Here is a 14,242-nt window from a genome sequence, read left to right as displayed (position 1 = left end):
CTTGTCGGAGTCATAGCCGCGATCGGCCAGCAGGATGCAAGGCTCCGGCAGGTTGTCGTCCATGACCAGATCAAAGCCCAGGTAGTCCGATGTCTGGCCCGGCGTGATGTCCGACCTCATTGGCAGCCCGGCAGCATTGACGCGCAGGTGGACCTTGGTCGTGAAACCACCTCTTGAACGGCCAAAACCCTGTCTTGGAGTCCCCCTTTTGCGCCCGCTGCCTGATGATGGGCGCGGATCACGGTGCTGTCGATCATCTGGAGCGCATCCGGCACGATCCGACTTTCGTTCAGCGCTTCGAGGATCTGCTCCCACAACCCCGCCAGGGTCCAGCGCCGGAACTGGCGGTAGACACTGGACCACTTCCCGAACTCTTCTGGGAGGTCGCGCCAAGGAGAGCCGGTCCGCGCGATCCAGAAAATCCCATCAAGAACAAGGCGGTGATTTGCGGGCTTGCGCCCGTTCGGGGCGCGCACGGCCAGAATGAAGCGCTCATGAAACGCCCATTCCTCGTCCGACATCAGGTCTCGTGCCAAGCTGGTCTCCATTGCAGGTACCAGCTTGAATCACGATCAGGCCACCCTGTGAATCCCTTTTGTCAACACCACCTAGCGATACATGCCGCTCACCCTCCGAGGCAACATTCAGCCTCTGGCTGTTCAGCATGACCGAGACCGAGCTTGCCAGCATCGCCGCCGCTGCCAGTGCCGGGCCGATCAGGCCGAAGGCGGCGGCGGGCAGCATCAGCGCGTTATAGACCAGCGCCAGCGCGAGGTTCTGCCGCGCGATCCAGCCGGTGCGGCGCGACAGCGCGATGGCCTCGGCCACGCGCGTCAGCCCGCCCGACATCACGACCACCGCCGCCGTTTGCGCCGCCGCCGAATGCGCCTCGGCCACCGAGATGCCGCAATCGGCGGCGGCAAGCGCGGGTCCGTCGTTCACCCCGTCGCCGACGAAGGCCACCGGGCGCGGCAAGCCGCGCAGCAGGTCCGCCTTTCCCGCCGGGGTGCAGTCATGCGATACCGCCTCCGCCGGCAACCCCAGCCGGGCGGCGAGCGCCAGCGCCGCAGGCGCGCCGTCGCCGGTGGCCATGTGCAGGGCGATGCCCCGCGCCCGCAGGTCCGCCACGACCCCCGCTGCCTCGGGGCGCGGCGTATCGGCCAGCGCGATCCGCCCGACCTCACGCCAGTCGCGCCGGACGGTCAGCCATGTGCGCCCCAATGCGTCGGGCTGCCCGGCAGAGCCGACCTCGACAAGACGCCCGGCCGTATCTTCGGCCTCGGCGCCGCGCGGCAGGCGCTGGCCACCCGGCCCGGCCTCGCCGCCATGGGCGGCGACGATGGCACGGGCGATGGGATGGCTGATCCCGGTCTCGGCCAGAGCGGCCAGTTCCAGCAGTTGCGCATTGTCGAAGCCCGCAGCCGGGCGCAATTCCGCCACCTGCGGACGGCCCGTGGTCAGCGTGCCGGTCTTGTCGAAGACGATGGCGCGCAGATGGCCCAGCACCGCGAAGGCGTCGGGATCGCGCAGCCGCATTCCCCGTGCGGCGGCGGTCTGCGCCGCCCGCATCTGCGCCAGCGGCAGGGCGATGGACAGGGCGCAGGGGCAGGCCGCGACCAGCAGCGTCAGCCCGCGCATCAGCGCCGCCTCGGGTCCCGACCCAAGGCCATAGGCCAGCAGCGCGGTCAGCGCCGCCAGTGCGGGGATCGCCAGCGACAGCCGCCCCGCCCAGCGGTCCGGGGCGGTCGGTCGCGTGCCGCGCCGGGCGATCTCCAGCGCGATGGCACCGCCCATGCGGTCGATCTCGCGATCCCCGAAGCGGCGCTCCACCCGCAGTACCAGGCGGCGGCCGAGGTTCAGCGCGCCCGCCTCGATCCGGTCGCCCGGCCGGACCGCGACCAGCGCGGATTCGCCGGTCAGGACGGCGCGGCTGATATCGCTTTCGCCCGACAGCACCACCCCGTCCATACCGACCGGTGCGCCCGCATCGACGGCGACGAGGCTGCCGACGGGGATCCCGGCGCAGGGCCGTTCCCGCCAGCCGGCACCGGTTTCGACCAGCGCGGTCTCGGGCGTGGCCTCCTCCATCGCGCGCAGGGCATCGACGGCGCTGCGCCGGGTCGCGGTATCGACCAGCCGCCCCAACAGCAGCAGCGTGATCAGCATGGTGGCGGTGTCGAACCAGACCTCGGCCCGGCCCTGCGCCAAGGACCAGACCGACACCGCGCAGGCGGCCAGCGCGCCAAGGCTGATCAGCAGGTCCATCCCCGGCGCGCGCAGCAGGACCGAGCGCCAGCCCATCCACAGGATGCCCGACCCGGCCCAGAACACCACCGGCAGCGCGAAAACCCAGGAGGCGAAGGCCAGCCACCAGGCCACGCCCGGCGGCAGCACGGTGAAATAGATCACCAGCGCCGGAACCATCGACCACATGCCGGCGAAGATGGCCACGGCAAGGCGGATGCCGAGGCGGTGCAGATCGCGCCCCATCGCGGCGGAAATCTCTTCGGGGCGGTGGCGGGCGGCCATGCGATAGCCCGCCTTCGCGACCGCCGCCGCCAGAACCTCGCGGCTGGCCCGGCTTTCGTCCCAGTCGATGAGTGCCGAGGCGGTCAGGTAATGCACCCCCGCTGCCCGGACGCCGGGCAGCGCCCTGAGCCGCCCCTCCAGCCCGCGCGCGCAACCCGCGCAGGCCAGCCCGTCGATGCCGAACAGCTGCCGGGTCATTCGAGCGGCGTCGGGCCGACGGGAAGCTCGGGCGCTCCGACGGGCCGTTCGGGATCCGGAGTGCCGACACCAAGAAGCACGCCATCCACCTTCTGACCGTAATAGATCTGATCCCCGTCATGGAAGCGCTGGCGGGTTTCCTCGATGGTCATGTCGCCCTGCCGCGCATCTTTCGGGCGCTCGTGACTGTTGACGAAGGCGGCCACGTCCCAGGCGTCCTGGTCGCTCAGCTTGCCGGGCTGCGACAGGGGCATGTTGTTCTTGACAAAGGCCGCCGCCGTATCGATCCGCGCCATGCCCGCGCCCCAGTTATAGCTGTTCGGGCCCCAGAGCGGCGGAAAGACGATGCGACCGTTGGCATCGGTCTGGCCATGCCCGTCTGGGCCGTGGCAGACGGCGCAATTGGCGGCAAAGACCCCGGCCCCGCGCTCGGGCGAATAGCCCAGGTCGGTCTTGGCCACCTTGCCAAAGCCGTTCCCGTCCATCGGCACATTGGTCGGCGCGCCGGTGGCAAGCCAGTAGAAATAGCTTTCGAGGTCGCGATAGACGTCGCTGCCATGCGGCGGCGGGCCACCCGCCACCGAGTGCTGGGCATTCATCGAGAAGGTGAAGCAGCCCATCACCCGGTCTTCCATGGTGTTGATCTGGTCGTTCTTCTTGCGATACATCGGATAGCGCGTCCAGGCCGCCCACATCGGCGCCGACAACGGCTGGCGCCCGCCGTCCAGGTGACAGTTCGAGCAGGCCAGCCCGTTGCCGACATATTCCCCGGCATTGGTCGAGGTGTTCATGAAGATGTCCCGGCCCCGTTTGACCGCCTCGCCGAAGGGGCTGTCGGGGATATCCGCATCGGAGGGCGGCTGGAAATAGTCGCTCTGCGTCATGTTCTCGACCGTCTCGCGCCCGCTGATCCAGCCGGGCACCCAGCCGCTTTCCAGCGCCAGCGCGCCCAGGGCGACCAGCGCCAACCCGCCGCCCGCCGCAAGGATCAGCCGTTTCGCGCTGCGGCCCTGGCCCGCATCCTCTTGATGTTCAGAGCTCATCCCCGCCCCCTTCGATCCTTGCCATCGCCTTCTGCTCGACCGCCGGAACGGCCGGAAGCGAGGCGAGATAGTCCGCGACCGCGCGGCGGTCGGATTCCGGCAGCGCCCTGGAGATGCGGTCCATCAGCCCCAGCGGCGAATTGTTGCGATGCCCGCCCGCCCACGCGGCCAGCTGGCTGGCCAGATAGGCGGGCTGCTGCGCCGCCAGTGCCGGGAAATCCGCCCCGACACCAAAGCCCGACGGGCCATGGCAGCTGAAGCAGGCCGGAACACCCAGGCTCCAGTCGCCTTGCAGCGCGATCCGTTCGCCCCGCGCCAGATCGCCGCCAAGCGCGGGCCGCGCGGTCGAATCCACGCGCAGGCCCGCGTAATAGGTGGCTACTCCCTCGATCTCGAAGTCGCTCAACTCCTTCGCGACAAAGCTCATTTGCTCGTTCTGGCGCTCGCCCGCGCGGAAATCCCGCAGCTGCTTGACGATATAGCCCTGCGACAGCCCGGCAAGGCGCGGCGTGCTCTCGGCCCCCTGCCCCAGCCCGCCGTGGCAGCTGGCACAGGACCAGACATCGCCCTTGCCGGCGAAGATCAGGTCCGAGATCGCGGGATCCGGCCCGGCCTGCGCCATCGCCGGCATGGCGGGCTGCGTGGGCAGGCCCGGCACCAGCCCGGCCAGTTCCGCGCCACCCTGCCAACTGCCGCTGCCCGCATGGGCATCGCGCAGTTCCCCGACCTGATCGCGTCCCAGCGTGGCATCGGCGCCGCCGAAGCGGCCCGCGACGTAAGAGGCAAGCTGCGCCACCTCGTCGTCGTCCAGCGCGGCGGCAAAGCTGGGCATGTGGCCGTCGAAGGTAAAGCCCTTGACCCGGATCGGCCCGTCGATGCCGCGCAGCATGATCTGCGCCACGACCTCGGGCCCGGCCTTGGCGAATTCCGAATCCTGCAGGGGTGGCACCGCCAGCCTGACACCGACGCCGTTCGGCTGGTGGCAGGTCGAGCAATTGGCCAGGAACAGCGCCGCGCCGCCCTCGGGCGCGTCATGGGCCGCGACCTCGTCGGCCGCGCGTTCCCCTTGCGCCACGCTATAGCTGCTCTGATCCTGGAACAGCAGCGCGGTGCCCCAGACGCCCAGGGCCAGCGCGATCCAGATCACCAGCAGCGGCACACGGTTATGGCTTTCCCAAGGCTCGAAATCCTCGCCCGGCTTCACGTTCCTGCTTGCGGTCTGCTTGCTGGTCCTGGTCACGATCCGCTCTCCTTGCGGGCATAGCCGTCGTCGCGCAGGGCGTCCTCGGGGATCGGATAGGTCCGGTCCAGCGCCAGCAGATAGGCGGTCAGGTCCAGCGCCTCGGGCCGGGCGACGACGACGCCGCTCTCGGGGCCGAAGCCCTCGGGCAGCACGACCACCGTATCCTCGGGCCCGGCTTCCGCCTTTTCCTCGAACAGATAGGGATAGGCCGGCATGATCGACCAGCCGAAGATCGCGCGCGGCTGATAGAGATGGGTCAGGTGCCAGCTTTCCGAGGGCAGCCGCACGCCCACGTTCAGCAGGTCCGGCCCGGTGCGCATGGTGCCAAGCTGGTGCGGCCGGTCGAAGACGTAATCGCCCGCGACCGAGGGACGGCCCCAGCCCCGTTCCACATCCGGGGCTTGATCGGGCGAGCGCGGCTGCTGGCTGTGGCAATAGACGCAGCCGAGGCTGACATATTGCTTGCGGCCACGGCTCTCCTGCTCGGAATAGGGGCGCAGCCCCTCGGGGACGGTGCGCTGCGCCATCTGGATGCCGGGCGCGATGACCAGCATCAGCGTCGCGAACGCCAAGATGCCGAAGGCGATGAGGACAAGGGGAAGGTAGCGGTTCATTCTGCTGCCACCGCGCTTTGGGCGATCGCGCGCGGCTTGCGCAGGATGCCGATGACGTTGATTGCGAAAAGGATATGGCCCAGCGTCATCATCGTGCCGCCGACCGAGCGGGCCTCGAGCCAAGGCTTGGTCAGGATCACGCTTTCCGCAAAGCTGCGGGTCGCGTCCAGCATGGCCAGCCCTTGCAGCAGGCCGCCGATGGTCAGCGCGAAGAAGTAGATCGCAAAGCCCAGGACCACCAGCCAGAAATGCAGCCGGATCAGGCCGGGATGGGCGAAGTCGCGCCCCACCATGCGCGGCATGATGTGATAGGCCGCGCCGAACATCACGATGGAGACGAAGGCATAGGCGCCCAGATGCGCGTGACCGACGGTGTAATGGGTGAAATGGGTGATGGTGTTGACCGAGCGCAGCGCCTCGATCGAGCCCTGGAACGAGGCCAGCGTATACATCACCGCCCCGAACGAGATGAAGCGCAGCGGCAGCGATTCCTTCAGCGCCCACAGGTTGCGCGCGACGGTGACATGCTGGTTGATCGCCACCGCGATCACCGGGATGAACATCATCACCGAATGCACCACCGACAGCGTGACCACCCAGGTCGGCAGCGGCCCGCCGATCAGGTGGTGGATGCCGACCTGACTGTAGAACAGCGCCAGCCCCCAGAAGCCGATCAGCGACAGCGAATAGGAATAGATCGGCTTGCCGATGATCTTGGGGATGAAGTAATAGGCCGTCCCCACCCCCAGCGGCGTCAGCCACAGGCCCAGCACGTTATGGGCGAACCACCAGTTCACCGTCGCCTCTTCGACCCCGTAATGGATGCCGGGCAGGTTGGCGATGAAGAACAGGCAGGGAAACCAGACCATCGCGGCCAGGAAATACCAGCCGGTGACATAGATATGGTCCACCTCACGCGCGCGGGCGGTCTTGACCAGCGGCACCACGAAGAAAACGCCGGCCAGCACCAGCAGCGTGTCGAGCTGCCAGGGAAATTCCAGCCATTCCTCGCCATCGGTCCAGCCCTGCGAGAAGGCCAGCGCGCCCAGCGCCACGCCGATGTTCCAGATCCAGAAGCCGATCACCGGCAGCTGCGGCGCGCGCAGCGGCGTGCGGAAGATGCGCGGCAGGATCCAGAACATGCAGGCGATGCCGATCTGCGACAGCCAGCCATAGGCGACCAGGTTCAGATGCAGCGCCCGCATCCGCCCGAAGGTCAGCGGCGCCGCCTGATTCAGCCAGTCGGGCCAGTGCAGCTTCAGCGAGGCGATGACCCCGAAGGTCGAGCCCAGCACCAGCCAGAAAATCGCCCCCAGGATCAACAGCCGCACGGGCCGGGCCGAGACCCTGTCGATGCCGGTCGTGTCGAACAGATGGGTGCCGTCCGTATCGGGCCCGTCCGCGCCGCCCTTGCCGAAGACCGTCGCGGCATGGGCGCGGTCCAGCGCGAACTGCCTCGTGGCGATGGCCCAGATGAGAAAACTCAGGGCCAATAGCGAAACGACAAAGCTCAGGCCCAGCAAAAGGCCCATCGTGATCGGCATGTCTCCCCCCGTGCGTGCCGGTGAATCCGTGGCGGGTCGGGAGCGGCCGGTCAGGGACTCACGCGAATCTCGTGCGTCAGGCCCCTATCGGCAACGAAGCTTAAGACAGGCTTAAGCCCCAGGCGCCGCAAGCGGGGCCTCCCGGCCTGGACCGGCGGCGGCGCCCGACAACGGCGCCCAACAACGGCGCCCGGACCAAAAGCCAGACCATCGCTAGGCCCCCATCGTCGTCCTTGCGCGCTGGACCAGCCCGCGCAACTCGTCGAGGCTGTATTGGCCAAAGGCGCCCTCGTCGCCGGCGACGAAAGTGGGGGTGCCCACCAGGCCCATATGCTCGGCCAGCATGCCGCTCATGGAAATGTGCCGCTCGACCGGTTCGGCCGCCATGTCGCGCTCCAGCCGGGCGGTGTCCAGGCCGACCTCGCGCGCGGCGCGCGTCGTGGCCTCTTGTGTGACCCGGCCCTTGGTGCGGAACAGCGCGGTATGGAACTGCCAGTATCGGCCCTGATGCAGCGAGGCGAGAGAGGCACGGGCCGCGAATTCGGAATCCTCGCCAAAGACCGGCCACTCGCGAAACACCACCCGCAGCTTCGGGTCCGAGGTGATCAGCCGGTGCATCGGCTCGACCATCTTGCGGCAGAACGGGCAGTTGTAGTCGAAGAACTCTGTCAGGGTGATGTCACCTTTCGGGTTGCCGAGGACCGGCGCAGCGGGATCGCGCTCCAGCGCCTTGCGCAGATCGTCCGGCATCGGATTGCCGCGCTCTTGCGCAAGGGCGGACCGGCCCAGGATCGGCAGCGACAGCAGGCTGGCACCTGCAAGGATGATGTTTCGGCGTTGCATTGCATTTCCTTCTTGTTTTCCGGACCCGGCAGGGGCGCCGGGCGGCAATGGCGGCTGGAATGGCCCGCGTGTCCTTGCCGGCCCGGATCAGGACGCGCGCCGGGCCTCGGCGATGGCGCGGCGCAGGCGGGTCTCGTCCAGCGCGCCGGGATAGATTCTCTCTCCGATGATGAAGGCGGGCGTGCCCTGCAAACCCAGTTCGGCGGCCTGCCTGCCATTGCGCGCCAGAAGCCCGTCCCATTTGCCGCGCTCGGCGCGATAGGCGGCCAGCGCCGCGTCGGTGTCGATGCCGCCATCGCCCAGCACCTGCCGGACCTGGTCCTCTGTCAGTTTGGCGTCGGTCGCCATCAGCGCCTCGTGCGCCTGTTCGTATCCGCCCGTCGAGGCCGCGCCGAGGACAAGCTGGCTGGCCAGAACCGAGGGCGCACCGAAGATCGGCCAGTCCTTCATCAGCAACCTGATATCGCCCTCGTCGCCGACCACGCGGGTCAGCATCGCATGGCCCATCTTGCAGTAGGGACATTGGTAGTCGAAATATTCGACGATGGTCAGCGCACCCTTTGGGTTGCCCAGGACCGGGTTGTCGGGGTCGTGCAGAACGTCCTCGATGGTCATTTCCGCCGTCCCGGTTCCGCGGCCGCTGCCCCACAGGACCGCCCCGCCCAGAATCCCCGCAAGCCCGGCCCCCGCGGCCCCGGCCAGCATGTCGCGTCGGGTGATGCTCATGTCGTTCCTCCTGTCTGATCGGTTGCAGCCATGGCCGGTTGCGGTGGCGGCTGGCCCGGCGGCACGGTGCCCTTGCCGGATTCCGCCTGCGCCTCGCGGGTGAAGCCGTAACCCGCCGCGCCCATGGCGACGGCATGGCGCATCGTCTTGTTGCCGGGCCGCACCGGATAAAGGTGGCGGGCATGGGGATCGACGATGATCATGCGCGGCGTCTCGTTGGTCCGGTCATCCAGCAGTTGCCGCGCCTTGCCCCCGGTCAGCAGGGTGGGCTCGACGGCGGGGATATGATGGCCCTCGTCTTCCATCGCACCATGTAGGGCCGCCACTTCGGGGCTGACGGCGGGCGGCGGCTCGGTGGGTGCCAGCAGCCGCGCGCCCGCCCATGCGGGTCGTATCGGATTCATCTGGAATCTCCTACCGCTTGCCCGATCATCCGGGTCAGGGCGGCGCGAGAGATCTCGCCAGTATGCGCCGCGACCAGCCGCCCCCTGGCGTCGAAGACCAGCGTCGAGGGCAGGCCGACCGCACCAAGCGCGCCCATCAACCGGCCATGCGGATCGCGGATCATGCCCTGGTCGGGCAGCTTCTCGGCTGCCAGAAAGGCCCGGACCTGTCCGGCATCCTCGCCCTGATTGGCAAAGACGAACTCGACGCCGGGGGTATGGGCGGCCAGATCGGTCATCATCGGCATCTCGCGCCGGCAGGGCGGGCACCAGGTTGCCCAGAGGTTCAGCACCACCGGCCGGTGGCGACCCGCCAGTTGCACCCCACGCCCGTCCAGCGCAATCAGCTTTTCCTCGGGCAAGGCAACCGGCGGGCGCGTCAGGGCATTGGTCACCGCCAGATGCGCCGCCATCGCCACCGCACCGCCCAGAGCCAGCGGCAGCGCCGCGCCCCGCGCCTTGCGCAGCAGCGCCACCAGCAGGACGGCGCCGCCGCCGGCCCAACCTGCGGCGGGCAGGAAACCGCCCTGCCATAGCTTCAGCGCATCCAGCGGATGGGCGGCGAATACGGGCCAGTTCGCGGCGACGAAGCCCATGCGCGCAGCGACGATCCAGGCCAGCACGGCAAAGCCCGCCCATCGCGCCGCATCGCCTTTTTGCAGCCGCGCCATGATCTCGACCACCATGAAGAACAGAAGCAGCCCCACGACGGCCGCGAAGCGCGCACCGTCGAAGACCAGCGGCCCTATCGAGACCGCATTCACCGGGCGATCTTTCCGATGGATGCCAGCAGCGCGGCACTGTCCATCTTGCCCACCAGACGGCTGCCCTGCGCCTCGGCGCGGGCCGCGTCGAGGAAGATCATCGTCGGCGGCCCGGCAGCGGCCAGATCCTGCATCAGCCCCTGCGCCTCGGCGTTGAAAGTGCTGACGTCCAGCTTGATCGCCGCCACGTCGGCCAGCGCGGCATGGACCGCCGGGTCGGCCAGCGGCCCGCGTTCGATGGCGCGGCAGGTCACGCACCAGTCGGCGGTCAGATAGAGCAGCGCCGGTTCGCCACTGGCCGAGGCCAGTGCCTGATCCAGCCCCTCGCGGGTGGTGACCTCGGCAAATTGCGCTTGCGTCTGCAGAGGGGCCGCTCTGCCCGCCAGCGGCGCCAGCGGGCGCAGCAGATCCTGCGCCCCAAGTGCCGCACCAAGGCCCTGCATCAGCCCGGCGAACAGCAGCAACACGCCCAGCGCCGCGCCAAACCGGCGGTTGCGCGAGGCATCGCCCTCCAGCCGGTCCAGCGCACCCAGAAACACCGCCGTCCCGACCAGCAGCGCGGCCCACAGCGCCAGCGTGACCGGCCCCGGCAGCACCCGCCCCGCCAGCCAGATCGCAAAGCCCAGAAAGATCACCCCGAAGGCGCGCTTCGCGCCCTCCATCCAGCGGCCGCTGCGGGGCAGGATACGCGGGCCGAAGGCCCCGATTGCAAGCAGCGGCAGCCCCTGCCCCAGCCCCAGCGCGAACAGCGCCGCCGCCCCCAGCATCACGTCGCCGGTCTGCGCGATGTAGAGCAGCGCCCCGGCCAGCGGCGCGGTCACGCACGGCCCGACGATCAGCGCCGAGGTGAAGCCAAGCAGCATCGCACCGCCAAGCGAGCCGCGCCTGCCCGCCACCCGGCCAAGGCGGTTTTGCAGGGCCAGCGGCATCTGCAATTCGTAAAAGCCGAACATCGACAGGGCCAGCGCGACGAAGATCACCGCGATCACGCCGATGGCCATGGGCGATTGCAGCGCCATCTGCAAATTCGCCCCCGACCATGCCGCGGCGATACCCAGCAGCCCGAAGGCCGCCGCCATAGCCAGCACATAGGCCCCCGTCAGGGCCAGACCGCGCCGGGCGGTCAGGGTCTTGCCCTGCCCGGCCAGCATTCCTGCAACAATGGGGAACATCGGAAAGACGCAAGGGGTGAAGGCCAGCAGCAGTCCGAAGCCCAGGAAGCCCGCAATCACCAACACCCCGCCACCGCGCGCGGCCAGCCCCTGCACCAGCCCCTGATCCTGCGCCAGCACCAGCCCGGACGGTGTGCCGGCCGCTGCGCCGGCCTCTCGGGAACTTGTCGCCCGGGGGCTCCAGCCCGGCGCGCTGGCGACGGCATCATCCGCCAGCACCGTGCCGTCGCCGTCCAGCCGCACGCTCTGCGGGGCATAGCAGATGCCGTCCTGCTGGCAGCCCTGCCAGTGCAGGGTGACCGGCTGGCCCGCATGCGCAAGCTTCGCGGTGACATCCTGGCGATAGATCTGGCCCTCGCCGAAATAGGGATCCTCATGGTTCTCGCCCTCGGGCAGGGACAGCGGCAGACTCTGCCCCCCGGCATCCGCCGCGAAACTGCTGCGATAGAGGTAGTAGCCCTCGGCAATGCGCCAGTTCAGGACCAGCGTGCCATCCTCGGCTTCACTGACGCGCAGCGCAAAGGCGTCCTCGGGTTGCAGGGGTTGCGCCTGCGCCGCCGTCAGGAAACCGGCAAGCAGCCACAGGGCAGAGATCAGGAAAGCAAACATTCTCGTCATCATGCCGGGCTGGCTAGAGACGCCACCTTAAGCCCAGCTTAAGCTTCATCGACGAATGCGTGATCCATCACGCCGAAGGAAACACGCCATGCGCCTGCTGATTGTCGAGGATGACCCGGTCCTGTCCGACGGGCTTGCCGTCGGGCTGGGCCTGTCGGGCTTCACCGCCGATGCGGTGGGCACGCTGGCCGATGCCCGCGCGGCGCTGGCGACCGGCGGCTTCGCGGGCATGGTCCTCGACATCATGCTGCCCGATGGCTCGGGGCTGGACCTGCTGGCCGAACTGCGCGCGGCGGGCGAACGCTTGCCGGTGCTGCTGCTGACCGCCCGCGACCGGGTGCGCGACCGGGTCACGGGGCTGGATGCGGGGGCGGACGACTACCTGGGCAAGCCCTTCGATCTGGAGGAACTCGCCGCGCGGCTGCGCGCCATGCTGCGCCGGCAGGAAGGCCGCGCGGCGGCGGTGATCGAATGGAACGGGCTGCGGTTGGACCCGGCGACGCAGACGGGACGGGTCGGCGAGCGCGAGCTGCGCTTTTCCCGGCGCGAATTCGCCGTCCTGCACGCGCTGGCCGAGCATCCCGGCCGCATCCTGTCCAAGACGCAGCTGGAGGAACGCCTCTATGGCTGGCAGGAGGAGGTCGAAAGCAATGCCGTCGAGGTCCATATCCACCACCTGCGCGCCAAATTGGGCCGGGACTTCATCCAGACCCTGCGCGGGGCGGGATATCGGCTGGCAGACAGGGGACACGAGGCATGAGTTCGATCCGCAGGCGGCTGCTCATCATCCTGCTGGCCGGAACCGGGGCGATCTGGCTCTGCGCCGTGATCTGGATCCAGCAGTCGACCCGCACCGAGGTCGGCCATGTGCTGGACCGGCGCCTGCAGGAATCGGCGCAGATGGTCGCCTCGCTGATCCGCCGCAACGGCGGCATCGCCGGGCCGGACGCGGCGTCGCTGGTGGACGACGCCCCCGCCCTGCCCGATACCGGGCACCACGACTTCGCCCGCCAGCTGATCTGTCAGGTCTGGGGCTTCGACGGTCAGCTGAAAAGCGAATCCGACGGCGCGCCTTCCGGGCAACTCGCCGAGCAGGAAGGCTTCAGCGAGCGCACGGTCGATGACGAGGTCTGGCGGGTCTATACCCATGTCGATGCGGATCTGGGCATCCGCGTCATGGTCGGTGATGCCCGTTTCATGCGCGAGCGGCTGGTGCATGGCGTGGCGATGGGGCTTCTGGCCCCGGCCATGCTGATCCTGCCGCTGCTGGCGGCGCTGATCTGGCTGGCCGTGCGCAGCGGGCTGGCGCCGATGGACCGGCTGGCGCAGGCGCTGTCGCGCCGCCCGGCGACCGACCTCAGCCCCTTGGGAGAAACCCGCGCGCCCGCGGAACTGCGCCCGATGATCGAGGCGCTGAACGGGCTCTTCCACCGCGTCGAGGGCTTGCGCGAGCGCGAGCGCAGCTTCACCGCCTTTGCGGCGCATGAGCTGAAGACCCCGCTGGCCGGGCTGAAGACCCAGGCGCAGATCGCGACGCTGGCCCCCGATGCCGCGACCCGCGACCGGGCGCTGGTGCAGATCGCGCAGGGTGTGGACCGCACCGATCGCATGGTGCGCCAGCTTCTGGACATGACCGCGACCGAGAACCCCATCGACAGCACCGCCCCGGCCGAGGATGGTGCGAAGATCCTTGCCGATGTTGCGGCGGCGCTTGGCGGGCTGGCCGGGGCGCGCGGCGTCACCCTGCGGCTGGAAACCGGCGGGGCCGAATGGCGCAGCACGCAGGCGGCGCTGCTGGCCCCGGCGCTGCGCAACCTGCTGGAAAATGCCATTCTCGCCTCGCCCGCCGGCGCCACCGTCGAGGCACGGCTGGCGCGCGACGAAGGCAAGGTCCGCTTCAGCGTGCTGGACCGCGGCCCCGGCATCGCCGAGGCCGACCGGCCCCATGTCACCGAGCGCTTCTATCGCGGCGCGGCCAGCCCTTCGGGCGGCAGCGGATTGGGACTGTCTATCGTTGCCGCGGCTGTCGAGGCGATGGGCGGGGAACTGCGTCTCGCCCCCCGCGAGGGCGGCGGCGAACAGGCCGAGATCATCCTGGCGGGCGAGACGCAAGCCCCGGCCTCGTAGCACCGGGCAGACTGCGCGGGCGGCAATATGCGAGGAGAGTCACCGACGAACCGGGGCTCTCGATGTCACGCCCGGATATATTGCCACCCGGCGGCCTGCCGTTCTGCCAGATGCAGAACCGCCGCAGTCACCGTCTTCAGGCCAGCCGGAGCCTGCAGATCCTTGTTGCGCAGGGTATTGCCGCAAAGCCTGACAAGGCCGTCGGTAGAAGGATCTGGCCGTTCGATCACGGCTGACACCGCCTCGGCATTGACGACAATCTCGCAACGCGCCTGTGGAGCGGCGGCCAACAGGTTGCGAGCATTCGACCGCGCCCGCGCAAGCGATGCCTCGTCGGGGGCGTGGATGACAAGTTGCGGGGGCATGGCTTCTCCTTGG

General features: G+C 69.1%; 13 protein-coding genes and 1 pseudogene. 2 read left to right on the top strand and 12 right to left on the bottom strand.

What is annotated here, in order from left to right:
* The 11 genes and pseudogenes from ASV56_RS14820 to dsbD form a co-directional block, all read right to left on the bottom strand.
* Positions 1–548 (bottom strand): annotated as a pseudogene (locus ASV56_RS14820) (IS5 family transposase); the annotation flags it as partial.
* Positions 493–2,727: a heavy metal translocating P-type ATPase gene (locus tag ASV56_RS14815; RefSeq protein ID WP_062562793.1), complete on the bottom strand. Its 2,235-nt coding sequence runs from the start codon at positions 2,725–2,727 to the stop codon at positions 493–495. The gene ASV56_RS14815 and the pseudogene ASV56_RS14820, both read right to left, overlap by 56 nt.
* On the bottom strand, positions 2,724–3,770 hold the full coding sequence (locus ASV56_RS14810; protein ID WP_062562792.1) for a c-type cytochrome: 1,047 nt from the start codon (positions 3,768–3,770) through the stop codon (positions 2,724–2,726). Before ASV56_RS14810 ends, ASV56_RS14815 begins: the two co-directional genes overlap by 4 nt.
* Entirely contained in the window at positions 3,760–5,010 is a 1,251-nt protein-coding gene (locus ASV56_RS14805) for a c-type cytochrome (RefSeq protein WP_062562791.1), read from the bottom strand. Before ASV56_RS14805 ends, ASV56_RS14810 begins: the two co-directional genes overlap by 11 nt.
* A complete protein-coding gene (locus ASV56_RS14800; RefSeq protein WP_062562790.1) occupies positions 5,007–5,627 on the bottom strand; it encodes a cbb3-type cytochrome c oxidase subunit II in 621 nt (206 codons plus the stop codon). Before ASV56_RS14800 ends, ASV56_RS14805 begins: the two co-directional genes overlap by 4 nt.
* Positions 5,624–7,171, bottom strand: coding sequence for a cbb3-type cytochrome c oxidase subunit I (locus ASV56_RS14795; protein ID WP_062562789.1), 1,548 nt, complete (start codon positions 7,169–7,171; stop codon positions 5,624–5,626). Before ASV56_RS14795 ends, ASV56_RS14800 begins: the two co-directional genes overlap by 4 nt.
* Before the next feature lie 213 nt (positions 7,172–7,384).
* The gene (locus ASV56_RS14790) at positions 7,385–8,014 is read right to left on the bottom strand and encodes a DsbA family protein (protein ID WP_062562788.1); all 630 of its coding nucleotides are present in this window, start codon (positions 8,012–8,014) and stop codon (positions 7,385–7,387) included.
* 87 nt (positions 8,015–8,101) lie between these two features.
* Positions 8,102–8,740 (bottom strand): DsbA family protein, encoded by a 639-nt coding sequence (locus ASV56_RS14785; protein WP_062562787.1) that lies wholly within the window; start codon positions 8,738–8,740, stop codon positions 8,102–8,104.
* Positions 8,737–9,144, bottom strand: a complete 408-nt coding sequence (locus ASV56_RS14780; RefSeq protein ID WP_156429193.1) for a hypothetical protein — start codon at positions 9,142–9,144, stop codon at positions 8,737–8,739. The genes ASV56_RS14785 and ASV56_RS14780 overlap by 4 nt, the downstream gene beginning before the upstream one ends.
* Positions 9,141–9,947: a TlpA disulfide reductase family protein gene (locus ASV56_RS14775; RefSeq protein ID WP_062562785.1), complete on the bottom strand. Its 807-nt coding sequence runs from the start codon at positions 9,945–9,947 to the stop codon at positions 9,141–9,143. The genes ASV56_RS14780 and ASV56_RS14775 overlap by 4 nt, the downstream gene beginning before the upstream one ends.
* Entirely contained in the window at positions 9,944–11,728 is a 1,785-nt protein-coding gene (gene dsbD / locus ASV56_RS14770; protein WP_062562784.1) for a protein-disulfide reductase DsbD, read from the bottom strand. The genes ASV56_RS14775 and dsbD overlap by 4 nt, the downstream gene beginning before the upstream one ends.
* A 97-nt stretch (positions 11,729–11,825) precedes the next feature.
* Here dsbD and ASV56_RS14765 point away from each other — a divergent pair, with 97 nt between their 5' ends.
* Together ASV56_RS14765 and ASV56_RS14760 are read left to right on the top strand one after the other, a co-directional pair.
* On the top strand, positions 11,826–12,497 hold the full coding sequence (locus ASV56_RS14765) for a winged helix-turn-helix domain-containing protein (RefSeq protein WP_062562783.1): 672 nt from the start codon (positions 11,826–11,828) through the stop codon (positions 12,495–12,497).
* Positions 12,494–13,864, top strand: coding sequence for a sensor histidine kinase (locus ASV56_RS14760; RefSeq protein WP_062562782.1), 1,371 nt, complete (start codon positions 12,494–12,496; stop codon positions 13,862–13,864). The genes ASV56_RS14765 and ASV56_RS14760 overlap by 4 nt, the downstream gene beginning before the upstream one ends.
* Before the next feature lie 65 nt (positions 13,865–13,929).
* Here ASV56_RS14760 and ASV56_RS14755 read toward each other — a convergent pair whose 3' ends face one another.
* Complete coding sequence (locus ASV56_RS14755; protein WP_062562781.1) at positions 13,930–14,229, bottom strand: DsrE family protein; 300 nt, start codon at positions 14,227–14,229, stop codon at positions 13,930–13,932.
* Positions 14,230–14,242: the final 13 nt, after the last annotated feature.

The organism is Paracoccus aminovorans, from assembly GCF_001546115.1.
Lineage (GTDB): Bacteria > Pseudomonadota > Alphaproteobacteria > Rhodobacterales > Rhodobacteraceae > Paracoccus > Paracoccus aminovorans_B.
Note: the sequence above shows the minus strand (reverse complement) of the source record. Positions and strands in the feature narration are given on the sequence as shown.

What these genes read in the sequence shown, in the direction of transcription:
- ASV56_RS14800 (WP_062562790.1), bottom strand. Translation starts at nt 5,627, where the DNA reads ATGAACCGCTACCTTCCCCTTGTCCTCATCGCCTTCGGCATCTTGGCG.
- ASV56_RS14765 (WP_062562783.1), top strand. Translation starts at nt 11,826, where the DNA reads ATGCGCCTGCTGATTGTCGAGGATGACCCGGTCCTGTCCGACGGGCTT.
- ASV56_RS14815 (WP_062562793.1), bottom strand. Translation starts at nt 2,727, where the DNA reads ATGACCCGGCAGCTGTTCGGCATCGACGGGCTGGCCTGCGCGGGTTGC.
- ASV56_RS14810 (WP_062562792.1), bottom strand. Translation starts at nt 3,770, where the DNA reads ATGAGCTCTGAACATCAAGAGGATGCGGGCCAGGGCCGCAGCGCGAAA.
- ASV56_RS14755 (WP_062562781.1), bottom strand. Translation starts at nt 14,229, where the DNA reads ATGCCCCCGCAACTTGTCATCCACGCCCCCGACGAGGCATCGCTTGCG.
- ASV56_RS14780 (WP_156429193.1), bottom strand. Translation starts at nt 9,144, where the DNA reads ATGAATCCGATACGACCCGCATGGGCGGGCGCGCGGCTGCTGGCACCC.
- ASV56_RS14790 (WP_062562788.1), bottom strand. Translation starts at nt 8,014, where the DNA reads ATGCAACGCCGAAACATCATCCTTGCAGGTGCCAGCCTGCTGTCGCTG.
- dsbD (WP_062562784.1), bottom strand. Translation starts at nt 11,728, where the DNA reads ATGTTTGCTTTCCTGATCTCTGCCCTGTGGCTGCTTGCCGGTTTCCTG.
- ASV56_RS14785 (WP_062562787.1), bottom strand. Translation starts at nt 8,740, where the DNA reads ATGAGCATCACCCGACGCGACATGCTGGCCGGGGCCGCGGGGGCCGGG.
- ASV56_RS14760 (WP_062562782.1), top strand. Translation starts at nt 12,494, where the DNA reads ATGAGTTCGATCCGCAGGCGGCTGCTCATCATCCTGCTGGCCGGAACC.
- ASV56_RS14795 (WP_062562789.1), bottom strand. Translation starts at nt 7,171, where the DNA reads ATGCCGATCACGATGGGCCTTTTGCTGGGCCTGAGCTTTGTCGTTTCG.